Annotated in this window: 24 protein-coding genes; 1 reads left to right on the forward strand and 23 read right to left on the reverse strand. The window is 45.4% G+C overall.

What is annotated here, in order from left to right:
* Window positions 1–24 precede the first annotated feature (24 nt).
* Window positions 25–2,055, forward strand: coding sequence for a family 10 glycosylhydrolase (locus ABCW47_RS06700; RefSeq protein WP_343209080.1), 2,031 nt, complete (start codon window positions 25–27; stop codon window positions 2,053–2,055).
* A gap of 82 nt (window positions 2,056–2,137) precedes the next feature.
* Here ABCW47_RS06700 and ABCW47_RS06705 read toward each other — a convergent pair whose 3' ends face one another.
* From ABCW47_RS06705 to radC, 23 genes are all read right to left on the reverse strand, one after another.
* The gene (locus ABCW47_RS06705; RefSeq protein WP_343209081.1) at window positions 2,138–2,860 is read right to left on the reverse strand and encodes a DUF554 domain-containing protein; all 723 of its coding nucleotides are present in this window, start codon (window positions 2,858–2,860) and stop codon (window positions 2,138–2,140) included.
* Between the two features lie 54 nt (window positions 2,861–2,914).
* Window positions 2,915–3,406: a hypothetical protein gene (locus tag ABCW47_RS06710; RefSeq protein WP_343209082.1), complete on the reverse strand. Its 492-nt coding sequence runs from the start codon at window positions 3,404–3,406 to the stop codon at window positions 2,915–2,917.
* A 304-nt stretch (window positions 3,407–3,710) separates the two neighbouring features.
* Entirely contained in the window at window positions 3,711–4,076 is a 366-nt protein-coding gene (locus ABCW47_RS06715) for a BlaI/MecI/CopY family transcriptional regulator (RefSeq protein WP_343209083.1), read from the reverse strand.
* A gap of 251 nt (window positions 4,077–4,327) precedes the next feature.
* Window positions 4,328–5,248 carry an RluA family pseudouridine synthase gene (locus ABCW47_RS06720; RefSeq protein ID WP_343209084.1) on the reverse strand — a complete coding sequence of 307 codons (921 nt, stop codon included), beginning with the start codon at window positions 5,246–5,248 and terminating at the stop codon, window positions 4,328–4,330.
* The gene (lspA, locus tag ABCW47_RS06725; protein ID WP_343209085.1) at window positions 5,241–5,765 is read right to left on the reverse strand and encodes a signal peptidase II; all 525 of its coding nucleotides are present in this window, start codon (window positions 5,763–5,765) and stop codon (window positions 5,241–5,243) included. Before lspA ends, ABCW47_RS06720 begins: the two co-directional genes overlap by 8 nt.
* Window positions 5,766–5,787: 22 nt before the next feature.
* Window positions 5,788–6,879 carry a 3-dehydroquinate synthase gene (gene aroB / locus ABCW47_RS06730; protein ID WP_343209086.1) on the reverse strand — a complete coding sequence of 364 codons (1,092 nt, stop codon included), beginning with the start codon at window positions 6,877–6,879 and terminating at the stop codon, window positions 5,788–5,790.
* Window positions 6,880–6,990: 111 nt separating this feature from the next.
* The gene (locus tag ABCW47_RS06735; protein ID WP_343209087.1) at window positions 6,991–7,827 is read right to left on the reverse strand and encodes a DivIVA domain-containing protein; all 837 of its coding nucleotides are present in this window, start codon (window positions 7,825–7,827) and stop codon (window positions 6,991–6,993) included.
* An 18-nt stretch (window positions 7,828–7,845) separates the two neighbouring features.
* Window positions 7,846–8,613 (reverse strand): YlmH family RNA-binding protein, encoded by a 768-nt coding sequence (locus ABCW47_RS06740; RefSeq protein WP_343209088.1) that lies wholly within the window; start codon window positions 8,611–8,613, stop codon window positions 7,846–7,848.
* Between the two features lie 38 nt (window positions 8,614–8,651).
* Window positions 8,652–9,359, reverse strand: a complete 708-nt coding sequence (locus ABCW47_RS06745) for a cell division protein SepF (protein ID WP_343209089.1) — start codon at window positions 9,357–9,359, stop codon at window positions 8,652–8,654.
* Window positions 9,360–9,550: 191 nt separating this feature from the next.
* Window positions 9,551–10,243 (reverse strand): YggS family pyridoxal phosphate-dependent enzyme, encoded by a 693-nt coding sequence (locus tag ABCW47_RS06750; RefSeq protein ID WP_343209090.1) that lies wholly within the window; start codon window positions 10,241–10,243, stop codon window positions 9,551–9,553.
* 70 nt (window positions 10,244–10,313) lie between these two features.
* Window positions 10,314–11,714, reverse strand: coding sequence for a biotin/lipoyl attachment domain-containing protein (locus ABCW47_RS06755; protein WP_343209091.1), 1,401 nt, complete (start codon window positions 11,712–11,714; stop codon window positions 10,314–10,316).
* Between the two features lie 219 nt (window positions 11,715–11,933).
* Window positions 11,934–12,362, reverse strand: coding sequence for a twitching motility protein PilT (locus tag ABCW47_RS06760; RefSeq protein WP_343209092.1), 429 nt, complete (start codon window positions 12,360–12,362; stop codon window positions 11,934–11,936).
* 185 nt (window positions 12,363–12,547) lie between these two features.
* The gene (locus tag ABCW47_RS06765) at window positions 12,548–13,555 is read right to left on the reverse strand and encodes a D-alanyl-D-alanine carboxypeptidase family protein (RefSeq protein ID WP_343209093.1); all 1,008 of its coding nucleotides are present in this window, start codon (window positions 13,553–13,555) and stop codon (window positions 12,548–12,550) included.
* Complete coding sequence (gene mgsA, locus ABCW47_RS06770) at window positions 13,531–13,929, reverse strand: methylglyoxal synthase (protein ID WP_343209094.1); 399 nt, start codon at window positions 13,927–13,929, stop codon at window positions 13,531–13,533. Before mgsA ends, ABCW47_RS06765 begins: the two co-directional genes overlap by 25 nt.
* 13 nt (window positions 13,930–13,942) lie before the next feature.
* A complete protein-coding gene (locus ABCW47_RS06775; RefSeq protein WP_343209095.1) occupies window positions 13,943–15,061 on the reverse strand; it encodes an FtsW/RodA/SpoVE family cell cycle protein in 1,119 nt (372 codons plus the stop codon).
* A 75-nt stretch (window positions 15,062–15,136) separates the two neighbouring features.
* On the reverse strand, window positions 15,137–15,391 hold the full coding sequence (minE, locus tag ABCW47_RS06780) for a cell division topological specificity factor MinE (protein ID WP_343209096.1): 255 nt from the start codon (window positions 15,389–15,391) through the stop codon (window positions 15,137–15,139).
* 125 nt (window positions 15,392–15,516) lie between these two features.
* Window positions 15,517–16,308, reverse strand: coding sequence for a septum site-determining protein MinD (gene minD, locus ABCW47_RS06785; RefSeq protein ID WP_343209097.1), 792 nt, complete (start codon window positions 16,306–16,308; stop codon window positions 15,517–15,519).
* Window positions 16,301–16,981: a septum site-determining protein MinC gene (locus tag ABCW47_RS06790; RefSeq protein ID WP_343209098.1), complete on the reverse strand. Its 681-nt coding sequence runs from the start codon at window positions 16,979–16,981 to the stop codon at window positions 16,301–16,303. Before ABCW47_RS06790 ends, minD begins: the two co-directional genes overlap by 8 nt.
* A gap of 310 nt (window positions 16,982–17,291) precedes the next feature.
* Window positions 17,292–20,144, reverse strand: coding sequence for a penicillin-binding transpeptidase domain-containing protein (locus tag ABCW47_RS06795; protein WP_343209099.1), 2,853 nt, complete (start codon window positions 20,142–20,144; stop codon window positions 17,292–17,294).
* A gap of 3 nt (window positions 20,145–20,147) precedes the next feature.
* Entirely contained in the window at window positions 20,148–20,651 is a 504-nt protein-coding gene (gene mreD, locus ABCW47_RS06800; RefSeq protein WP_343209100.1) for a rod shape-determining protein MreD, read from the reverse strand.
* Window positions 20,652–20,742: 91 nt separating this feature from the next.
* Window positions 20,743–21,630 carry a rod shape-determining protein MreC gene (gene mreC / locus ABCW47_RS06805; protein WP_343209101.1) on the reverse strand — a complete coding sequence of 296 codons (888 nt, stop codon included), beginning with the start codon at window positions 21,628–21,630 and terminating at the stop codon, window positions 20,743–20,745.
* 14 nt (window positions 21,631–21,644) lie between these two features.
* Window positions 21,645–22,670, reverse strand: a complete 1,026-nt coding sequence (gene mreB, locus ABCW47_RS06810) for a rod shape-determining protein (RefSeq protein ID WP_343209102.1) — start codon at window positions 22,668–22,670, stop codon at window positions 21,645–21,647.
* Between the two features lie 15 nt (window positions 22,671–22,685).
* Complete coding sequence (gene radC, locus ABCW47_RS06815) at window positions 22,686–23,390, reverse strand: RadC family protein (RefSeq protein ID WP_343209103.1); 705 nt, start codon at window positions 23,388–23,390, stop codon at window positions 22,686–22,688.
* Window positions 23,391–23,495: the final 105 nt, after the last annotated feature.

Here is a 23,495-nt window from a genome sequence, read left to right on the forward strand (position 1 = left end):
AAACAACAGGGAGGCAGGCACAATATGAAACGACACAGCATGAAGTGGCTTCTGCTTATGGCTCTTTGTATCTTTACGCTGCTCGGCCAGGGAAAAACGGCCGACGCAGCAAAGAAGGATACCAAAAAACCTACAGTGAAGGTCACAATGAGTAAAGAAACCCCTACGAATAAGAGTATTAAAATCACTCTTAAGGTTACGGATGCATCCGGAATCAGCAAAGTAAAATGGGCCAGCGGGTCCAGGACAGCTTCCTATTTTTCCAAGGAAGGTACAACGCTGAAATTATCCAAATCAACAGCCAGCGTTACTATTAAGAAAAACGGTACATATACATTTTATGCAAAGGATAAAGCCGGGAATGTAACGACGAAGAAGGTGACGGTTTCCAATATTGATAAAACCGTGCCTGAGATCACTATCAAGGCAAATAAAACCGCTTATACCAACGGCAGTGTAAAGCTGACGGTTACAGCAGGCGACGCCGATTCCGGCATAAAAGAAGTGAAATATCTGACCAGTAAAAAAGATGCGGCAGCGGTGGAAAAAGACGGCAAGGTCCTGAACCTGAAGGACGGAAGCGGTTCAGTGACTGTAAAGAAAAATGCCGTATATTCCTTCCTGGCAACGGATAAGGCGGGCAATCAGACATTAAAAACATTTCAGGTTAAAAATATCGATAAAACAGAACCTGTTGTAAATTCAGCAGATTACACCGTTATGAATCAGAAAGGAACGCTGACGATCGATGCGGAGGATTCCGATTCTGGTATAGCCAAACTTCTGTTAACCCCAGGAACGGTTGATAAGGCCACAGACAAACAGTGGGAGAGCGCTCAGGATGTGACAGCCGGCAGCGCTGAGATTACAGAATCCGGAGAGTATACGATACTGGCGGAGGATGAAGCGGGCAATACAACACTGTATCCCTTCCAGGTACAGCTGGAACTGAGAGCCGTCTGGATCTCTTACCTTGAGTTCTCAAAGAACGGCTATGAGGAAAAGGCGTTTAAAGATAAAATTGATACCATGTTTGACCGGGTCGTCGATCTGAACATGAACGCAGTTATCGTCCAGGTGAGACCGTTCAGCGATGCCCTGTATCAGTCGGAGTATTATCCCTGGTCCCGCTTTGTATCAGGAACACAGGGTGTAGATCCAGGGTATGATCCTCTGGAATATATGGTAGAAGCTGCCCATGAGCGCGGATTAGAGCTTCACGCATGGGTAAATCCGTTTCGTGTAACAGACGGCGGTTATATGACGTATGATGATCTGTCCGATGACAATCAGGCGAAAATCTGGAGTGAAGGCAAGAAAACAGCCAGAAACGTACTGCAGTATGGCGGTAAGCACTATTTGAATCCGGCTTCCGCCGATGCGCAGAAGCTGATTATAAATGGTATCAAAGAGATCGTTCAGAATTATGATGTAGACGGTATTCACATGGATGATTATTTTTATCCTAACCTGGGAACCGCCTATAAGAGCAATTTTGATGCTACGGAGTATAAAGCCTATCAGAAGGAATGTGAAGAAAAAGGCACAGCTGCAAAATCCATTGTCAACTGGCGCCGCGGCAATATCAACACTTTAATTAAAAAAATATATAAAGAAATTAAAGATATTGATTCCTCCGTTGTATTCGGAATCAGCCCGGCCGGTAATATTGATAACTTATATTCCAACAGCAGTTATTATGCAGATGTTAAGACCTGGATGGCTTCTTCCAGCTATATTGATTATATCTGCCCTCAGGTTTACTGGGATTTCAGTCATTCGGTCTGCCCTTACGATGAAACGGTTGACCGCTGGCTGAGTATCAGGACCAGTGAAACGGTTAATGTATACATTGGAATTGCCACATACCGGGCAGGAGAGAAGAGTGTGGGCGGTGAATGGGCAACCGATACCGATCAGCTGAAACGCCAGGTTCTGTATGGGAGAGGGACCGGAGAGGTAGACGGATACATGTTCTTCCGTTATGACAGCTTTAACCGTACGGGAACAAATGCAAAAAAAGAAGTGAAAAACTTACTCAGTGTTTTAGATTGATTCTAAACTTCGGGTTTGGTTTTGCCTCTCTGAAAAGATTAATTCTTTTCAGAGAGGCTTTTTTTCGATATTTAGCAAAACGCTACAGACTGGCTATCAAAGCCCAGATCACAGCCACCACAATAGACGGCAGCATATTAACCACTTTAAATTTCTTTTCCCAAATTAAATTGACGCCTACGCAGAAAATCAGAATGGAACCCACAAAAGACAGATTGTCAAGAGCTGCCGGAATCATCAGCGGTTCAATCAATCTTGCCAGAAGGGTGACGGAACCCTGAAAAACTGCAACTGGTATGGCAGCAAAGATGCAGCCTTTTCCCAACGAGGAGGTCATGATCAATATAATAATCAAATCCAGCACAGCCTTCAGGGCAAGGACGGAATACTCCCCTGTAAGACCATCCTGAATAGAACCTACAACCGCCATAGCTCCAATACAAATAGTAAGAGAAGCTGTGACAAAGCCCTCCACAAATTTCGCATCCCCGCTGTTGCCGGTTTTAATCTTCAGCCATTCCCCAAACTGCTCCATACGAAGATCAATATTGAGCCATTCTCCCAGGAGTGAACCAATGGCCAGGCTGCCGATCATCATCAGAGCGCCCCCGGATGTAAGCCGGTCTCCGCTGACAGCCAGCATTTTTTCCATCACGCCGCCCATCCCTACAAACATAACACAGACGCCGGTGGCTTTCATCAATGTATCCTGAAACCGTTTCGTTATAAACCGGCCAAACAGTAACCCGATCAGTCCGCCTATGATAATTCCGGCAGTATTAATTATCGTTCCTAAACCTATCATTTGTTATTAACACCTTCATTTAATTATTTTGTGACTGTGTCCATCGACGCTGCCCTAAAAAAATAATTCTGTGGGCAGAAAGAAGAAATACGGAGCGGTAAAAACAGCCAGGGAAAGAGCAATCTTTTTTCTGGACGCAATATCAAATTCTACTTGATTGAGTACCAGCTTTAAGTTAAAAAAATAAATACAGAGGCCTGCGATTAAAACAGATAAAGCAGTCCACAGGAATGAAAAAAGATTATCCAGAGGATTATATGTATTCCAGTTAAATATAGTTCGAAAAGCATCTACATTGTCCGCCACAAACATCATTCCGGTACCGGCAAAATCAGCCAGAAAACCATATCCCCAGGCGGGAAACAATATTTTCCCTGTCAGCCGGGAGCGATCAGGTAAATGCAGGCGCCTCATGGTGAGAATAATGACAACAAAATCAATGAACAGATTCGCCGGCAGTACCACAAGCCATGCTGCAGGAATCAGCCATAAGATCCATAGGGGAAAAATCAGATTGTATAATTTCAGTCCCTTCGTTTTTTTCATAACGTGTACCTCAAATAAAATATCACAGCAATACAATCATACAGTGACTGGCGGCTGATGACAAGTAGTATTTCAATGAAAGAAAGGAATTACAAAGAACAGCCTTCCGTGGCCTAAGATTTAATATAGGCCGGGACAAAAGCCCCGGCCTATATAAGGAAAAACAAATATAATAAAAGATGAAGAAACTCAATGTTAAATAGCAGGAAGTCTTCGTTAAACTTGTGTTTTGCGAATAGATAGAACAATAACTATAACGAAGAATACCTGTACTCACCTGCCTGCCGGCCAATGATCCAAACGTTTAAAACTTCTGTTCACTGATGATCTGCTCCAGCTGCAATATTGCTGCAGGTGATAAATCCTGAAATCTGAGATACTGCTGAATGAAATTCTCAACGGAGCCATTATACATTTTGGATATCAGCGCATCCGTCTCAATTCTCTGAACCGCCTGCTTATTGACCGCGGCCTTGCACATAAATCCCGGGTCCTCACGAATAACCGCACCCTTTTCGATTAATCGTTTAATTACGGTATAGGTCGTATTCTTTTCCCATCCGATGTATTCTTTGATTATCTTTGCAATGTCTCTGGCTGCTAAAACCTTGTTGGACCAAAGCAGCTCCATTACATTCAATTCGCCTTCGTGCAGCCTCAATTCCTTCACCGTCAGTACCCCACAAATACTTTACTCTATCTGTAGAAAATTGTCGAATTCATTCCTTTATTTTTTATATTCCTGTAGTAACAAATGTAAATGCTATACAAAAAAATACAAGATAAAATGGTGATTTTCAACTCTTCTCTGCAGGCATACTACACCCCTATAATAACGTGTATGCCTCTATACTACACGGCTAGAATGACTTTGTCAAGACTTTTGCCCGGAAATTGTAACATCTCCGGGCAAAAGTCTTACTAACCTCGTAAAATTCGTAATAAATTTGTAAAATATTCCGGCAAAGGGGCTTCAAACTCCATATATTGCTGCGTTGTGGGATGGATAAAGCCCAATATTCTTGCATGCAGCACCTGACCCTGGAGGGAATACGGCAGTCTGGCCCTTCCGGAAGCATATAACTCATCACCCAGCAGCGGATGATGAATACTGGCCATATGAACTCTGATCTGGTGAGTACGGCCCGTTTCCAGCTGACATTCGATATAAGAATACCTGCCGCCCAGATTTTCTACTACGTGATAATGAGTAACTGCCTCCTTGCCATTGCTGTAGTTCACGGCCATTTTTTTTCTGTCGGTGGGATGCCGCCCGATTGGAGCATTGACCGTCCCGTCTTCCGAGAGAATATTATATACAATTGCATTGTATTTTCTAGTAATTGAATGTTCTTTCAGCTGAGCCGCCAGGCTGTGATGGGCTCTGTCATTTTTGCAGGCCACCAGAACTCCGGTGGTATCCATGTCAATGCGGTGGACAATGCCGGGCCGCAGAATGCCGTTTATGCCGGACAGACTGTCCTTGCAGTGATACAACAGCGCGTTTACCAGAGTATGGCTGTAATGTCCCGCCGCAGGGTGGACAACCATGCCTTTGGGCTTATTTATGACGATAACATCCCCATCCTCGTACAAAATGTCTAAAGGGATATCCTCCGGCAGGATCTCCGGTTCCCGAATTTCCGGCATGGTAAAAGAAACGGCTTCACCGGCTTGTATCCGGTAATTTGCTTTCACCGGCTTACGATCTACGGTGACCATACCGTCCTTAAACTGTTTCTGAATAAAACTGCGGGATAAATCGGCCAGCTGATCGGCCAGATAGCGGTCAATCCGGTTTCCGGCCTGCTCCTCTTCTACGGTCAGTGTTATTTCATTCATCTTTTAGTTCCTGCTTGTGGTCTGTCTGTTCCTTTTTGGAAAACAAAACGTCAATGTCCGCTTCTTTATATTTAAATATCATCAGAATAACAAGTACGGCTATGGACATCGTCACGTAACAGTCCGCCAGATTGAAAATCGGAAAATCAATCAGCTCCAGATACAAAAAATCCACCACGTAATGATAAGACACCCGGTCAATCAAATTGCCGACCGCCCCTGACACAATAAACAACAGGATAATCTGTATCGGGACAAATTTCCGTTGTGCGGGAAGGCGGAAATATATAATGCCCAGCAGCACCAGAGCCGCCAGTGTAATCAATACAAAAAGCCAGATCCGATCTTCCAGCATGCCCCAGGCCGCGCCGGAATTGGTGTGATACCGGAACTGAAATACCCCTTTGATAACCGTAACCGGACCGTGCTCCTGGAGATAGGTTTTTGCATATAGTTTGGTCAGCTGATCAATCAGGACCAGGAGAGGAATCAAGAGTAAACCCAGTTTCTTTTTCATGGATCAAATACCTGCCTTTCCTTTATGGAACCGATATAAAATCGATTGCCGCCAACAGTTCCTGATCCGTAATATCCTTCATCATAACTGCTCTTCCGACCTGTTTGAGAAGAATAAATTTGATATGGCCGGCCTCCATTTTTTTATCGCTTTTGGACACAGCCAGAATGTCTGCCGGTTTTAAACCCGAGATACTGACAGGCAGCTTATAATTACGAAATGTTTCTATGATATCTTCCAGTGCGTTTTCTGTTATCATACCCCGTCTCATGGATAGATAGGCTGCGGCAACCGTACCGATGGAAACACATTCACCGTGAAGCAATTTAAAATCCATCAGTTTTTCAATGGAATGTCCCAGTGTATGCCCCAGGTTCAGCAAAGCACGCTCTGCCTTTTCCAGGGGATCAACTTCCACGATCCGCTTTTTGTCCAGACAGCTCCGATGGATCATTTCTTCCAGAGCGGACAGGTCTCTGTCCATAAGAGCCGCCCGATTTTCTTTCATCCAGTTATAAAGAGGCGCATCTTCCAGAAGACCATGCTTGATTACCTCTGCAAAGCCTGAATTAAACTGCTTTTCACTGAGCGTAAGCAGAGCGGACAGATTCATATAAACGGCTTTGGGCTGATGAAAAGCTCCAACCATGTTTTTATAAGCATTGAAATCCACCCCGGTTTTACCGCCGATACTGCTGTCTACCATGGCCAGAAGGGAGGTAGGAATCTGCACTACTCTCACACCTCTCAAATAAGTAGAGGCGGTGAATCCAGCCAAATCTCCTGTCACACCTCCGCCCAGAGCGATAATGACATCATTTCTGTCGTATTTATGCTGGATCAGGAACTCATATGCATCCATCACTGTATTTAAATTTTTGGATTCTTCGCCTGCCGGAAAAACAAAAGTATTCACTTCTGAAACAGCCGGAAGAAGCGTTTTTCCCGCCTCGCCGGCATACTGTTTTGCCACGTTTGAGTCCGCAATAATACAGACTTTGCAGGTCTTTAACTCCAGCCCCTTTAAAGACTCTGCCAGAGCATGAAAATCTTTTTCTATCGTAATATCATAAATCGGCGCTTCCTTGTAATGAATGGTTATTGTTTTACTCATACATGTCCTCCCTGCCTGTTATCCGTGAAAAGAATCTTAGCTCCCGTGTTCCTGGAACTAAGATTCCGGTATCTGGAATGAATCAAGCCATCATCCAGTCTGATATGTAATTTAATGTTCCTCTTCTGTTTTCTCAACCGCTTCCGCATCGGAAGGCTCCTCATCGTCCAGCTTATGCAGCATATTCATAATAGCCGCAGCATCTGCCTGTAGCCCCTGCTCTATCTCCCTTTCACCGGAAACTTCCTGCTCTGGGGCCGGCTCCTCCTGGTGATGCTCCCCGCGGAACCCATCTAATAATTCTTTAATGGAGATTTCTCCCTCTTCTTTCTCCTCTTCCTCCTCAGAAACGTCTGAAAAGTCATCCTCTCTCGCTGCACTTTCCTCATCCTCTTCGGCAATCTGTGCAGGTTCCGGCTCTTCCTCGTTCAAATCCTCATGAGCCAGAGCCACTTCGGTCAGAGCCTGTTCCTCCAGACGGGAAAAGGTATCCGTCATAGAGTACAGTTTATAATTGTCACTTTCCAGCAGCTCTAACTGCGTCTTTAATAAATGCTTGAAATTTAAACGGTAATGCTCGTACTCCTGGATTAATTTCTGAGACTTCGTTTCAAGTGATTTCAATTCATTCTTTGCATCTGCTATAATCATTCTGGCACGGTTTGTGGCATTTTCAATGATTCCCGCAGCCTTATCATCTGCAGATTTCCTGCTTTCCTCCGCTGTCTTTTCAGCCAAAAGAAGGGCTCCCTGCATGGTCTTTTCCATCGTCTTGTAGTACTGAATCCCCTCTGAGAGCACAGAAATTTTGTCTTTTTGCTCCAGATTCTTTTTATACAGTGCTTCGTAGTCCTGAAACAATTCCGCGATAAAGGAATCCACATCTTTTTTCTTGTAGCCCCGTCCAGCTTTCAAAGACTTGTTTTGAATGTCGATTGGCGTTAACATGGTATCTACCTCCAGATTTTATCCCACATATTTTTGTATTTCGATACCGAGCCTCCCCTTCCTGGTCTGCCCGGTAACCCCTCTGTATATAAACTTGCCAAGTCCCCGGACGGATACAACATCGTCCGTTTTCAACTGGAAACTGTTAGAATCAATCTGTTTCCCATTCACAAAAACTTTTCCGCTGCTGATATAAGAAGCAAGCAGTGTACGCGCACCATGATAGACGGCGGCCAGCACCGCGTCCAGACGGGCGGAAGCGACCGTTACGGTAATGATCTCCGTCTCAGGAGTATAATCAGCTTCTGTAAATTCAACCGTATGACAGGAAACGCATGTATGGCGGATTCGAAGCAGATTTTCTTCCAGAAACGCTGATAATTTAGCGGTACAGAATATATAACCGCACTTCTCCATAACGAGAATATCGCCGATACCGCTGCGATCCAGGCCAAGATTCAATATAGCCCCCAGATAATCCCTGTGGGTCAGCTTCTCCCCAAACTTGGCGTCCAGAGTGCTTACCAGCACCGTGTGTATGGGAAAATCCGGTTCAATCCCCGTATCCTCATTATAAAAACACACCATCTGTCTCTCGGCCTGTCCATATCCCCCGAACAGACGGAAACGGACTGGCGGGCGTATCTCATGCTCTGCCGAATGAAACAGGCTCTGTTCATGCAGCCCAAGAAATCCGGTGTAAAATGGAATTCCCTTACGGTCCGTAAATGCTGTCAATTCCCTCAGTCTGTTTAAAAACAGCTGATCTTCTTTTCCTATATTCAATCTCTGCCTCTGCTCATCTCTCTGTTTGTCTGTACGAATTAGAATTCTTTATTAAAGGTAGGTACTCCAAATCCGGACTCCTGGAAAAACTCGGCGAAATCTCCTGAAATATCTACAGAAGCCGGTGAGAAAATGAAAATATACTTTGCTACGGAATGCAGCTTTCCATTCATTGCATACACACTGCCGCACACAAAATCAATAATACGCTGTGCTTCGCCTGGATCAAAACCCTCCAGATTTACAATAACAGCTCGTCCGTTTAACAGCATGTCACAAATATCCTGTGAATCGCCAAAGGTAGTTGGCTTGATGATGCAGACTTCCATGCCGTGGGAAGTAGTACGGATCGGAACGATCTTATTATTGGTTGTACGTTCCATTCTGGTACTGCCCCTGCGGCTTGTCCGCTCTTCTGCCTCCTGCTGTCTGCCGCGCTGTTCTGCCCGGGAGGAAGTACGCTCCCCTGCGGCTGCCCTGGCATCCCGGTCGGCAGTTCGGGTATCTCTATCTCTGGAAGAATAATTACGATTATAATCCCTGTCTCTCCGCTCTCTTCTGGGTTCTTCTCTCTCATACCGGTCCTCATCCTCGTACCGGTCGCGTTTTCTCTGGGAACGCTGTGCCGCCCTGGCCCTGCGCTCTTCCAGCTCTCTCTCTCTGTTTACCTCATCTTCGTATTCATCATAATCATCAAATTCATCTTCATCGTTTAACCGTAAATAGTTCAAAAACTTATTAAACATGTTAACCATGCCATCCTCTCTTCAAAGACTCGGCCCCGTTAAGACCATAATACCACATATAGAAACCAGCCATACTGTCCCGGGGCCTTGCTCCGGGACAAGGGAAAATTTATCGTCCGTAACGTTTCATACCAGCTGCACACTATGAGATGCAGTACATATTATGTACATAAAAATAGGACGAGGGATTATTACTTATGATAGTCTCTCTCGCCGAAAATGCCTGTCCCTACCCGGACCATCGTAGCACCTTCTTCAATTGCCACTTCAAAATCACCGGTCATACCCATGGACAAAACATTCATATTAATATTATCAATGTTTTTACTTTTTATGTCAACATATAAATTGTGTAAATTTCGGAAATTCTCCCGATTTTCCTCAGCATCTTGTACATAAGGCGCAATTGTCATCAAACCAGTAACCTTAATATGGGAAAGTCTGGAAATATCTTCCAAAAGCCCGTAGATATTGTCTCTGGTCACACCGAACTTGGATTCTTCCTCCGCTATGTTGACCTCGATCAAAACCGGGCAGACCAGATTACGTTTTGCTGCCTCTTCATTGATCTGTTCGGCCAGACGCAGAGAATCAACGGAATGAATCAGGCATACTTTATCAATGATCATCTTTACTTTATTCCGCTGGAGATGGCCGATCTGGTGCCAGCGCACTGCTTCCGTGACAGCTTCGGCTTTCTGCTTCAGCTCCTGGGGATAGTTTTCACCAAAATCCCGAATCCCGCAATCCATCGCTTCCTGAATCATATTCAAAGGTTTTGTCTTGCTGACGGCGATCAGAGTCACCTCACTTCTGTCTCTTCCGGCCCGCCTGCACGCCATTTCAATTCTCTGTTCAATCTGCTTTAAATTCTCCGTAACCATACTGATTTTCCTGCCTTTCTATGCAATGTATCACCAAAAACAGCAGACAGCCCGAGAGCTGTCCTGTCCGTTAATATATGAAAGAGTCCTCATTGGCCATCTGTGCATCCACAACGATGTGATCATAAGCAGAGAGGCCATAGGGCGTATCATCCCTGACAATATAGTATTCTTCATTCTGGTATAGAATTTCCACCTGCCGGAAAACATAATAACCTTTGTTGACATTAAAGGCACCCTGGAGAGAATCCGACTGGTTGACCTGGAATTTTTCGCCGCTTTCCGGATGGATCACCCATTTTCCGGCCTCTATATAAGTAGTGTCAATATAGGCCATGGAAGTCTCTTCATTGATATCAAATATCTCCGTCTGAATGAATTCCGTGGAGGCCGCCCCGGTGTCCTGATCGTATACTTCTGTCAGTACCCCTGTATTGCCATTGTCATCTGTGGCAATGTAATCGGAAGGAACCAGATAGAACTTCTTATCCGTTACAGAAGTAACCGGAATCTTCAGCCCCTGGGCCGAATTGATATTCAGTTCCACCTCAATAAACCGGTCCTCCGTATAGCGGACAACATAACGGTTCAGGGACAGTTCCGCGTAATAAGCGCCTTCCTTTTCAAAAAGCTCCAGACCTGCATTAGCTGACACATTATCCTTGGTAAAGGTAATCCGGACAGTCGTTTTATCTTCCAGATTTTTATACTGCTCTTCCGTAAGAGGCACGACGACAGACCAGTTTTCGTCGGTTATCAGCTTGTAGGCCGGACTGTCCACCGCCACCGCTTCTGTGGTGCGTACAGAATGGGCTGCGGCCTGATAGGCCTCTTTGTCAAAAGACGCAGCCGTAATATCATCTTTCTTAAGATTTTCCATCCCGTCGACGATATAGCTGATAATGCCGCTTTTCGCTGCCGCCACCGTATAAAAGGAACCGGCATTTCCTGAATTTTCAAGATAATCATCCAGCTGGTCCATCATACTGGTATTGGCAATATCCAGCACCCGGTTATTCATGCTGGACTTGAAGTCGTACAGATTATAGTATCCGGAATCCGTATAGTTTGTCCGATAATCTGAAATATCAGAACGGATACCGGCTATTTCCTCCTCGGTCAGCTTGGAGTTGTAGTCCATGGAAGCCAGCGCATCGTAAATTTTACCGCTCTCATCGACCGCATAAACTTTTGAACTTTTGGCTATGCGGCTTCCTTCACGGTAAAAATAGTTAATGTAACCTGCCCGCTCCGTTTTATATACTTTTTCGGAACGGAGAGCGATACCGGTCACCCGGTTGTCATCCGCTATCTTTTTTTCCAATACCTCATAAATCGCAATATGGTCTTTACCCATGTAAATGACTACATTGACAATCAGATAGATAAATATAATTAAAAATATAACAGCCCCGATATTTATACGGATGGGCTTTCTATATTTTACTACTTTTTGACTGTTTCGTCTCAAGGTTGGTGCCTCCCAATTTCATTCACTGTGTCCTATTATACTTATTCTGTTCTTGATTTTAAACCCTTTTTTCAGATTTACGCAAAGAATTGTAAAAAAAGAAAGGACGGTGAGAAAGCAAACTTTCTCCTGCCCCTTCCTTTTTGTTATGTATGATATCAAAAAGCTAAGACACCAGCAATGTTTCCATTACTGATGTCCTGTATTCTAAACTATGTATTACAATGCTACGATTACCTTATCATGACAGCTGGCCGGCAGATCTTCTTTATTTCTCGAAACGCTCATAATCATATCCACATGGAACATATCAGAAATCTTACTCAGCTTCTCGAGAGCTGCACTCAGCATGTCGGCGTCTTTATCTTCCAAACAGGCGATATTCAGAAAACTATCAAGGTAAATTTCTTCCAGATCATGATCCTGAGAAATAATCCCGCAGATAAATCCAATAAACTCACTGGTATTTGTTACATAATAATCTTTGCAGTTAATGAGACGAACCTTGGTATTCAGTTCATACATATGCTTGACACTCTTGTCAAGATAGACAATGTTTCCATATTTTTCCTTTACCGAAGCATTTACTTTATCAAGAAGTACTTTTGTCTTTCCTTTTCCTTTTTCGCCTGCAATAATCTGTATCATGGCAATCTCCTCCTTGCGTGTTACGTATTTGTAGTATATGCATAAAAAACATATATCATTTTCTTAATTATAGTATAATATATACGAAAATACAACTCCTAAAATCAGAAAACTTATGGCATTTTTATCAATTATCTTTCCAACGCATTTCAGGCCGTCTTTCCAAAACGGATGAGCCCTGCCGCCTATTGGGATGCGGTTTTCTCCAGCAGATATGTCATTTGCGAATAAAGCATATCATTGGTTGGTTCCCGGAGCAGCAAAGAAATATAATGATTTCTGTCCTGATCCTTACTGTAAACGATCAGACAGGAACCCGCTTTATCTGTAGTGCCGGTTTTTCCGCCCAGCACGGTAATTCCCTCCGGAGCTTTCGTTGTGCGCAGAAAATAACGGTTTGTAGTTTCAAACTCCCGCTCAACCGTCTTGCCGCTGCTGTCCTTATAGGACGCATGAACCAGACTCGTCTGAATGATATCCGTAAATAAATCATATTTCAGCAATTCGTTAAATATGAGATAGATATCATATGCTGTGGTATAGTGGTCGTCGGAATGAAGTCCATGGGAATTGGTAAAATGAGTATCTACCGCCCCCAGAGCCTTCAACTCTTCGTTCATCTGCTCGCAAAAAGCCTCCTCTGTTCCCGATATATGCTCTGCTACCGCTATTCCGGCATCATTTCCGGAATAAACCAGCAGTACGGTCAGAAGTGTCTTTAAGTCGATCTTATCCCCTTCTTTAAACCGGCAGAGTTTGGCACCCGGCTCGGTAATATGGGAAGCATTGTAGCTTATGGTGACAATGTCGGACAAATTGCCGTATTTCAGCGCCATATAAGCTGTACCCAGCTTAGTTATGCTGGCGGGATAGAGCCTGTCAAAGGCATGAGAAGCATAGAGGGCTTCTCCATCCTCCACATGCACCAGCATGGCCGCCGCCGCTTTGATCGTATCATCCGCCTCTGTGCCCTCTCCGTCTGCGGGAATTACACACAGATCCTCGGCAAATAAAGGAAGGGTCTCCGGCGCATCCTCCATCTCAACCGATGAGAGCGCCGCGGAAGATGAAAATCCAAGCAGATAACCGGTTTCTTTTTTGCTGCAGCCGGTCAGCAGAAAACAGGCCAGCATGAGCAGTCCAACACTTATTATGATCGTATGTCTTTTTACTGTTTTAGTATTTCCCGCCAATCCAAGTCTCCTCTGTCCAGTGCTCTGATTAATAATTCTGCCGTAGCAAGATTGGTAGCCAACGGAATATTATAAGTGTCACAAAGATGTACTACCGTATTCACATCCGGTTCATGGGATTTGGGGGATAGAGGATCTCTCAAAAATATGACCAGATCAATCTGATTGTGCTCGATCTGAGCCGCCAGCTGCTGCTCTCCGCCCAGGTGTCCCGCCAGATATTTATGGACGGATAAATTCGTCGCTTCCTCAATCAGCCTTCCGGTTGTTCCGGTTGCGAAAATCTCATTTTTGCTCAATATTCCCCGATAGGCGATACAGAAATTCTGCATCAGTTTCTTTTTGGCATCGTGGGCCACCAAACCTATGTTCATGAATAAAGTCCTCCTATCTCTTTCTCTGCAATCCTATATTAATTACCATACCTAGTGCAATCATACTGCTTATCATGGAACTGAGGCCGTAGCTCAAAAATGGCAGCGGCAGTCCGGTATTGGGAAGCAGAGATGTGGCAACACCGATATTGACAAAAACCTGAAAAGCGAACATGGCGGATACGCCGATCGCAATCATATAGCCCAGGAAATCCCTGGACTTCTTGGCAATCACCAGGCACTCAACGATGAGGATAGCAAGTAAAATAATTAAAATACAGCAGCCTATAAAACCAAACTCCTCTCCTGCAATGGAGAAGATAAAATCACTCTCACTAACATAAACAGCCATGTGATTGCGGTAAGCATCCAAATTTCCGGATATAAATTTACCATACACCCCTCCGGATGAAATCGCCTGAACGGATTTAATCTGCTGATACATGTAAGAGGACGAATACAATTCCGGATTAAAAAATCCCAACACCCTCTCCTGCTGTTTCCCTGAAAGCAATATCTGGTATGGCTGCTGAACATACCAAACCAACACGGCAAATGACGGCAGCCCCACCGCCAGAATAGGTACAATGATTTTGTACGACAATCCGGCCACAAACATCATAACTGCAAAGATAAATACCATGACCATACTGGAAGAAAGGTCGGTCTGGATCAAAATTAAAAACGTCGGAAAAGCCATAACGGCACAGGCAATCAAAAAGGTGGCAAACCGATCCATCTTATGCCGGTACTTCTGGCAGAATACTGCCATAATTATAATCAGCGCAATCTTCGCCAGCTCCGAAACCTGCAGGTCCAGAGGCCCCAGCGAGAGCCATCTGTACGCGCCTGTGGTATGATCCTCACCCAAAGGAGAAAAACGCACCAGGGCCAGCATAATTATGACAACAGCGTAATATAATATTGCAAGCTTGCACACAAAGTGATAATCCAGCAATGAGACCACAGCCAATACAGCCAGTCCCAGAAGAAATCCCATAATCTGACGTTTCATCAGAGAATGATCACCGGAAAGATAAAGCATCAGAGAGCTTGCCATCGCCAGTATAGTTACAATCACTACCATAGAAATGCGATAGTGCTTCCATGTGTAGTTTTTGAAGTTAAACATAAAAATACCTCGTATGTCCGGCAGAACGTTTCCGAATTGTCCGCTATCCTTTCACCATGATCTCCTGTTCAAACATCAGCTGCGCTTGGTATTGAATTTGCGGATCGGTATGTTGGCAAACAATACCGGTATTGTACTGCTCTCTATCTTAATTTCCATTTTGTCTTTGTCTATTTCAACATATTTTGAGATGGTGTGCAGAATATCTTTCTTCATCTGTTCCATCATTTCCGGGGAACAATTGGTACGATCGGAAACCAGAACCAATTTCAGCCTGTCTTTGGCAACTTTACCTGAAGTTCTCTTTTGTATAAGATTACGAAACATCATATTGCTGCCTCCTCTTATTCATGACAAACATTCGACCCGATAAGCTGCTTCTGCCCTAAACAACACCCGACGGCTAATTGTGACAAAAGCATCCGCTTTTACGCGGCGAGCCCGTTGTTTAGTGTTTATTTGGTCTTTTTTCTTCCGAATAACCGCTGAAAGAATCCCGGCTTTTCGCTCAGGTCCAGATCGGGCACTTCCTCGCCCAGAATTCTTCTGCAGATATTGGCATATGCTTGTCCGGCCAGAGAATCATTTCCCACGACAGGCTCCCCCTGATTCGTAGACACCACGATATCCTCGTCGTCCGGTATCACTCCCAGCAGGTCAACAGCCAGAATCTCCACCACATCCTCCGAAGACATCATATCGCCCCGTTTTACCATATCCGGCCTGAGGCGGTTGATTACAAGACGCACATCCTTTATTTCGGCAGCCTCCAAAAGTCCTATGATACGGTCGGCATCCCGCACGGCGGATACTTCAGGAGTAGTCACTACAATGGCGCGGCCTGCACCTGCAATGGCATTTTTAAATCCCTGTTCAATACCTGCCGGGCAGTCCAGAAGCACAAAATCAAACTCTTCCTTTAATTCATCGGACAACTTCTTCATCTGCTCCGGGGTAACCGCATTTTTATCCCTCGTCTGAGCCGAAGGAAGAAGATAAAGTCCGGGATAACGCTTGTCCCGTATCAGTGCTTGCTTCAAACGGCAGTTTCCTTCAATTACATCCACAAGATTATAGACAATGCGGTTTTCCAGTCCCATCACCACATCCAGATTACGCAGACCGATATCGGTATCAATCAGTACAACCTTGTTGTCCAGCTTTGACAGCCCGCAGCCCAGATTGGCAGTCGTTGTTGTTTTTCCCACTCCGCCCTTGCCGGATGTAACTACAATTACCTCACCCATTTAATAAACCTCCATAAGCTTTGTTTAAGGCATTTCGGGAAAGGACCTCAATATGTATTTCGCCTTCCTCAGCAAATGCGATCTTTGTCTTCTTCGACAGGTTTATCTTTCGTTTCTGAGGGGTATGCCATTTCAAATCGCCGATGCGCAGCCGCTGCGGCTGCATATCCATGGCGACAATAAAGGCACCGTGATTGCCGGAGGCGCCGGCAAATGCTTCGCCCTCCAGTGATCCCAGGATGACAATATTTCCTTTTGAAATGATTTTGGCGTCGGGATAAACATCACCCAGAAAAATAACACTGGTATCGAATTCCGCGACTTGTCCCTTTCGCAGGTTTCCTTTGAAAAACTGTCCTGAATTGGTTCCCAGCTCCATGAGCTTGTCCTCCAGCGTTTTTTTGAACAGCCTCTCATTTTCTTCTTTTGCATCTACAATGCAGACAATGCGTAAATCTGAATTGTTCTCAATGGTATCCAGTACGTCTCTTTGTTCCTCATTTGTTAATCGTCTGCCCTCAAAGCTCAAAACCACCTGGGCATTTCCAAAAAACCTGGCAGCTTCGGCAAATTTGGCGGCTATGTTCTCTTTCAGTATTTCAAAATCGGTATCCTCATCCAATACCAGGATGATGCCTGATTTTGTTCCTTTGATCATGACTGAATTATCCATTTTTACCCCCATGCATATCACAGGACTGCGGTACTGCAACAGGAAAGATGTTCCCATTCCACACATGATTTTCAAAATGCAGATCATTCAAACCGATATGCCGCCTGTCCGGAAATTCCGATAAAAACAGGCAAAACGGCACATCTTTTGCGTAAACTTTCCGCAAACCGCGAAGTTCCATCTACTAATTATACAATTGATATTTTAAAATTTCAAGGAATCTATACATAATATCCAAAACATCTAATATTACGACAGATTCCTTTTTCTTCCGGCACAATCGCCCTCTGCTATTCGGGAAATTCCCCCACTAATCGCTGCGGGCGGATGATTTCGGCTTCGTCGCATCCCCGTTAATCAGTTTTTTCGTGTCGCCTACTTTGTAATAATATTGGTAAACATAGCTGACTAACTCCGCCGCATTGGTAGAGCTGTATCCATTCGGTATCGTTACCTGAACCGCAATCTCCGGATTGTCATAAGGCGCATAGGAGACAAACTGGGCGTGATCCGGATGGAACGTATTCTGCTGGGCGGTACCCGTCTTGCCGGCCACCGCCACACCGCCGTCCAGAAGGCTCTTAAACAGCCCGGAGACCGAGCTTCTGCTGCCGTTGCACACTTTCCACATACCGTTATGGATCAGCCGCCAGGTCGTAGGCGAAAAATCCGCTTCGGATGAGACAACCGGTTCTTTTTTCATTATGACATTTCCATTCAGATCCCTGATGCTGTCAATCAAAGTCATATCATAGCAGGTTCCGCTGTTGGCAACGGTAGAAACATAACGGCACAGCTGAACCGGGGTATATGCGTTATTGCCCTGCCCGATCGCGGAACGGATGGAATCCTGTGTGGATATCTTCGGCTCCGCCTCCCCGATCTCCACGCCGGTGGTGGAATCCAGACCAAACAGCTTCGCATATTTCCTAAGCTTTCTAAGGCCCACATCCGAATTATATACTCCGGATTTCTGGCTCATCTGCCAGCCCATCTCATAGAAGAAATAGTTGCAGGATACCTCCAGCGCGGTGGTAATATCTATAGTACCGTGGCTGGACGGTGAAATCCAGCATTTTGGAGGCATGGGAATTTTATTAAATACAACCTGATCCTTCACCCGTGTGCCTTCCTGCGCCACCCCCTCCTCCAGCGCCGCCGCTGAAGTAAGCATCTTGTAGGTGGACCCGGGTGCCAGCTGCGTCTGGGTTGCCCGGTTTAAGAAAGGTTTGGAATTGTTGTTGACCAGATAGGTGTAATACTCGGAGTCAATTGTATTGGCCATCTTATTGTTGTCATAGCTGGGATAGGTAACCATAGCCAGAACCTGCCCGGTGTTCACATCATTTACGACAATCGCGCCGGAACACGGGTCCAGGGCCAGCTGATCAGGCGTAATTTCCAGCTTCTTGATTTTATTTATAATAAATGAATAGGGCGACATGGCGCCGGATTCCAGCTTCGCTATTGTATCCTTGTCCTTTTTCAAAACACCCTGTTCATAGAGAAGCAGACAGACTTCTTTTCCGGACAGCTCATAAGAATAGACCATATCACTATAAATCATCTTGGTAAACCGGCTGTCTTTTTTCAGCAGTTCTTCTATATAATCCAGAAGCATCCCGTAGAGCTCATCGGTGCTGTAGTAGGAATCGTCTATTTCCAGAACAGACAGATCAATCCAGGTGTTTGCAAGCGCATGCTGCAAAAAGGCGCTGAGGCTTAATTTATCCTTGGTATACTGAATATATTTGCTGTCTTCTTCGTCAATTTTATCCTGGATCAGGACGCCCTGCTCCAGCAGAAGCTCATAAATGTGGCTTAAGTACTCCTGCATGGAGTTGCTCAGCTCATTTCCCGCCGCCGTACTGTTTAATCCCATCTTCTGACGGATATTGGACAGCACACTCTTCTGCTTGTCAAGATATCTGTTATAAATACTTTTTTCCAGGCTGCTGGCTTTCTTATTGTTAAACTGAGTGACATCAATGACGTTATTGTCGATTAAGGCAAAATACACCTCATAGATCGGGATCAGGATACCGCCGGCACGCTCTCCCTTTGTACCTTCGCTTGTTCCGGGGTGGATCTTGTCCAGCAGAATACCGGCAATTCTCCGCTCCAGCAGCTTATAGCAGGCCTCCTGCAGGTCCGCGTCTATCGTCAGATAGACATCATTGCCGGCGGTGGCCTCCACGAATTCCGACTCTTCAACGACCTGCTGCCGGTTATTGACTTTAACCGTCTTATGCCCCTTTTCTCCCCGGAGATAGGATTCGAATTCTTTTTCCAGACCAGTCTTCCCGATCTGATCGGTGGAAGAATAAAAATCATCTCCCGCCTCCATGGTCTCCGCCAGGGTTTCCTGGGATATTAAGCCTGTATAGCCCAGAATATGCGCAAAATACTCGCTGTAATTATAAACTCTTCTGGTTTCCTCCACCACTTCCACGCCGGGCAGATCCGCGCTGCTCTCCTTGATTGCCACGACAACCTGGTCGGACACATCACTGGCGACGGTGATCGGCATATAATCTTTCATGTAGCGGTAGCGGTTAACATAAAGTGCAAAGCGCACCGACATAATCTCCAGAGCCTCTTCGTCGGTGTACTCTTCTGAGATATTAAATTTGGGGCTGTCCACTCCCGTATCGTAGCGCAGGAACCTGAAAATCTCTTCCGCCGTGGAATTCTGCTGTTCTTCCGACAGGTTTTCCGTAGAATAGGCATCCTTGCGGAAACGCAGCAAAGTGCTTCCCTCCGCGGTGAAATAAAACTGCCCGTTTTCGTCCATTGCAATGTAGAACTCCGTAGCCGGCTTACAGTCGTATTTTTCCAGAATTCCGATCAGAGTTGCAATCATCGTATTCTTTTCCTGAGAGGTGGTAAGGGAACCGTTATCCTCAATGGTAACTGAATAGCACAGCTCATTGTAGGCAAGGAGTTTCCCGTTCCGGTCATAAAAATTTCCTCTGGTGCTTTTGATCTCACGGGTACGTTCGTCAATCGCGTCTTCAGAGGAAGCCAGAGTATCCTTGTCCACAATCTGAATCTGAAACAATCCGTGTATCAGCAGAAAAAATAAAACTGTATAGATAATACAGATCGGAACAAAACGGGATTTCAATATCTTTTTCAGGTGTTCCAGGAAAACATCAAACAAATCTTATTCCTCCTTGTATTCGAAACGGAGCAGAAAATTGTTCATGGCATTCAGGGCATGATAAAGGACCACCCCTGCCAGCAGTGTATAGATCAGTTCCGGAATCATCACGGACCGGAAATAGTTGCCCAGGTCCAGTTTGCTCCGGAGCAGAAATTCAAACAGGTAAAATAAAAAATTATAAAACAGATCGCTTATCCCAACCAGAAACAGGGAAAAGGTAAAATCATTCTGATAATAAATCCGGTTGCAGTATCCAATCAGATATCCCACCAGCATATATAAAAAGGCATTCAGCCCGATCAGGCTTCCAAATAAGATATCATAGAGAAGCCCGGATAAGAACCCGGTAAAGATGCCGAACTTCCTGCCCCGGATATAAGCCATGGATACGGTTACAACCAGAAGCAGATTGGGGACAACATCGGCCAGCGCAAGGGCCTTGAATACCGTACTCTGCAAAATAATACTTAAAAATATAACCACAACGGTGGCCAGATAAATCATGCTTACACCAATGCCTTTCCCGTTTCAGGCGCTCCTGCCGGAGCATGACCGCGGCCCGGCCTTATGCCTTATCGCCAGGTTTTCAAACGTTTTATTCTTCATTCAGCATCTGATTCAGTTCTTCCGAGTCCTTCACCACAGTAATAACGAGCACCGTGTCCAGGTTGGAAAAATCCACCGCCGGTGTCACATGTCCGGACATCGTCATATTGGAAGAGTCCACAGTAAAGTCGGACAGATAGCCGATCAGGATACCCGGAAGGAATTTGTCACTGATATTGGATGTGACCAGCTCATACCCCTCTTTGATCTCGGCATCCTTGTCGATCATCTCCACTTCCAGCTCCATAACGCCCTGCTCCCGCAGAGACAGGTTTCCATAAACCATACACCGGTCCTGTGTCTTCTGGAAGGAAGCGCCCACATAACTTTTATCATCAATAATAGAACGGACTCTGGAATAGTGTTCGCTCACATTCGTGATGATCCCCACCAATCCGTTCCCCGCTATTACATTCATTCCCTCTGTCAATCCGTCGCTGCTGCCCTTGTCAATCAGGAAACTGTTGAACCAGTTGTCCATGTTGTTGCCCACCACGCGGGCGGCAACCTTGGGATAATCCCCATACGTCTGATCCAGTTTGTACAGCTTTCTCAGACTTTCCAATTCATATTTTTCCTGAATCAGAATCTGATTTTGCGCCGACATCTCGTCCAGCTGCTGCTGCAGCGTTTCATTTTCCTTCAGAACCGTGTCCAGTTTCTGAAAATACTGGACCTTGCCGCTGAAAAATTCACCGATGTTGTGGATTCCTTTCTGCACAGGAGCAAAAACCTCCTCCACCGCACTGCGGACGGAATCAAATTTCTGTTCGTATTTAAAAGAAACCACAATCAGAATCACACAGAGCACAGAGCAGGCAATAAACAGATATTTCGCCGTGATAGAAAACTTCGATAATTTCTTTCTGCGTTTCATATTGTGCTGACATCCTAACTATATTTGTGTTTTTTGCTGGCCTTAAAAAACTTTGTTAACTCTTTGGATTCCATAATTCTGCCCAGGCCTTCCACTGCACTTGTGTCACAGTTGGAGGCAATCACAGTATCCAGGCCGGTCTGTATTTTCAGAAGTTCCTTCAGATCCGGTATGCGGGCAGATCCCCCGGTAAGATGAATCCCGGTACGTTTAATATCTGAGGAGATCTCCGGAGGCGTCTTTTCCAGAATAATACGGATTGCATCGACGATCGTCATGAGCTGATCAATGATGGCGTCCATCAGAACCTGCTCTTCCACCTCGATTTCCGTAGGCAGTCCGGTAAGTACATGACGGCCATAAGAAACAAAGCGCTCGGTGCCGGAACCTTCGGTTCTCCCTAAATCTATTTTTAACTGTTCCGCGGTTTTCATACCAATATGGACATTATAATGTTTTTTTACCTGGCTGCGGATCGCCTCGTCCAGGTTCGTACCCCCTACCGGAATCATCTTGCTCAGCACGATCCCGCCCAGACTCAAGACGGATACCTCTGTGGTCTGCGCTCCGATGTCCACCACCAGCAGACCCTTGGTCCCAATCACATTCAGCCCCATGCCCACAGCGTCCGCAATGGACTTCTCGATAAGCAAAACAGAGCCCGGACGCAGGGTGGAACTCTCAATCACGTCATAGAAGGCTCTTTTTTCCACTTCTGTTATATCAAACGGCACCGCAACATAAAACGCAGGGCGCATGGTCGGCAAAGGTATGGACAGCACTTTCATATCCTTGAAAATCCGGTTGAACATATACTGCATATTGTCTATATCTGTGATAACGCCATTCCGGACCGGATTGGTGATCACAATATTCTCAGGGGCCTTTTCCTGCATTTCATAAGCTTCATCCCCATAGGCTACCACGGTCTTTTTGTTCTTCCTTGCTATAATGTTCTTTTGATGATATATAATTCCCTTGCCGTCACGGTATACCTTAAAGGTATTGCTGCCGAAATCTATGCCGAATATGTTTGCCATTTTCTCATTTCCTCCTCAGAGAATGCCCTGTTCCTTCAGGCTGATGTATCTGTTATCCCCGATAATGATGTGGTCCACTAATTTTATCCCGATCAGGCTGCCGATTTCGCTCAGACGCCTTGTGACCATAATATCCTCCTTGCTGGGAGCGGGATCACCGCTGGGATGGTTATGGACCAGAAAAATAGAGACCGCTTCATGTTTAAAAGCACATAGAAATACCTCCCTGGGTGAAACCACAGAGAAATTCACAGTGCCCGCCGATAATTTCATATCTTTTGTCAGCCGGTTCCTGGAGTCCAGCATTCCCACCAGAAGTTCCTCCCTGGTCAGAAAACGCATTGATTCCATGTAATATCCGGCTATTTGTTCCGGAGACTGAAAACAGATTCCCTCCGGCCGCACTGCCGCTGCCATCCGCTTGGACAGCTCGGCAACCGCCGACAGCTGAATCGCCTTCACCCTCCCTATTCCATCAATTGATTTTAATTCTTCCAATGTCAGATAATTCAGTCCCACAAGCCCCGGATACTGTTCGTGCCGGGCCAATACGGCATGCGCCACGTCAAGGGCGCGGCTGCCTCTGCTGCCGGTCCGGATAATCACTGCAAGAAGTTCTCCGTCCGTCAGGCTGGTAATTCCGTTCTGCTCAGCCTTCTCGTACGGCTGCTCTGTGGGAGGCAGTTCTTTCTGGGTAAAACGTATCTTTCTGTTCTTCATTGCTCTCTTTTCCGTTTCCCCACAAACCGGCAGAACAAAAAAAGAAAGAATTCCCTTATCCGACAAAAAGCTGTCCGATTCAGGCCTTTCATGCCAATATCCCCA

It is taken from the genome of Anaerolentibacter hominis, from assembly GCF_032380675.1.
Lineage (GTDB): Bacteria > Bacillota > Clostridia > Lachnospirales > Lachnospiraceae > Anaerolentibacter > Anaerolentibacter hominis.

Excerpts from the sequence above, each read along its gene's own strand:
- ABCW47_RS06775 (WP_343209095.1), bottom strand. The coding sequence starts at position 15,061 with ATGTTTAACTTCAAAAACTACACATGGAAGCACTATCGCATTTCTATG.
- ABCW47_RS06750 (WP_343209090.1), bottom strand. The coding sequence starts at position 10,243 with ATGGTTACGGAGAATTTAAAGCAGATTGAACAGAGAATTGAAATGGCG.
- minE (WP_343209096.1), bottom strand. The coding sequence starts at position 15,391 with ATGATGTTTCGTAATCTTATACAAAAGAGAACTTCAGGTAAAGTTGCC.
- minD (WP_343209097.1), bottom strand. The coding sequence starts at position 16,308 with ATGGGTGAGGTAATTGTAGTTACATCCGGCAAGGGCGGAGTGGGAAAA.
- radC (WP_343209103.1), bottom strand. The coding sequence starts at position 23,390 with ATGAAGAACAGAAAGATACGTTTTACCCAGAAAGAACTGCCTCCCACA.
- lspA (WP_343209085.1), bottom strand. The coding sequence starts at position 5,765 with ATGAAAAAGAAACTGGGTTTACTCTTGATTCCTCTCCTGGTCCTGATT.
- ABCW47_RS06710 (WP_343209082.1), bottom strand. The coding sequence starts at position 3,406 with ATGAAAAAAACGAAGGGACTGAAATTATACAATCTGATTTTTCCCCTA.
- aroB (WP_343209086.1), bottom strand. The coding sequence starts at position 6,879 with ATGAGTAAAACAATAACCATTCATTACAAGGAAGCGCCGATTTATGAT.
- ABCW47_RS06745 (WP_343209089.1), bottom strand. The coding sequence starts at position 9,359 with ATGTTTAATAAGTTTTTGAACTATTTACGGTTAAACGATGAAGATGAA.
- mgsA (WP_343209094.1), bottom strand. The coding sequence starts at position 13,929 with ATGAACATAGGTTTGGTGGCCCACGATGCCAAAAAGAAACTGATGCAG.
- ABCW47_RS06705 (WP_343209081.1), bottom strand. The coding sequence starts at position 2,860 with ATGATAGGTTTAGGAACGATAATTAATACTGCCGGAATTATCATAGGC.
- ABCW47_RS06700 (WP_343209080.1), top strand. The coding sequence starts at position 25 with ATGAAACGACACAGCATGAAGTGGCTTCTGCTTATGGCTCTTTGTATC.
- ABCW47_RS06790 (WP_343209098.1), bottom strand. The coding sequence starts at position 16,981 with ATGGATAATTCAGTCATGATCAAAGGAACAAAATCAGGCATCATCCTG.
- mreC (WP_343209101.1), bottom strand. The coding sequence starts at position 21,630 with ATGAAACGCAGAAAGAAATTATCGAAGTTTTCTATCACGGCGAAATAT.
- ABCW47_RS06720 (WP_343209084.1), bottom strand. The coding sequence starts at position 5,248 with ATGAATGAAATAACACTGACCGTAGAAGAGGAGCAGGCCGGAAACCGG.
- ABCW47_RS06735 (WP_343209087.1), bottom strand. The coding sequence starts at position 7,827 with ATGTTAACGCCAATCGACATTCAAAACAAGTCTTTGAAAGCTGGACGG.
- mreD (WP_343209100.1), bottom strand. The coding sequence starts at position 20,651 with ATGATTTATCTGGCCACCGTTGTGGTTATATTTTTAAGTATTATTTTG.
- ABCW47_RS06760 (WP_343209092.1), bottom strand. The coding sequence starts at position 12,362 with ATGATACAGATTATTGCAGGCGAAAAAGGAAAAGGAAAGACAAAAGTA.
- mreB (WP_343209102.1), bottom strand. The coding sequence starts at position 22,670 with ATGGCAAACATATTCGGCATAGATTTCGGCAGCAATACCTTTAAGGTA.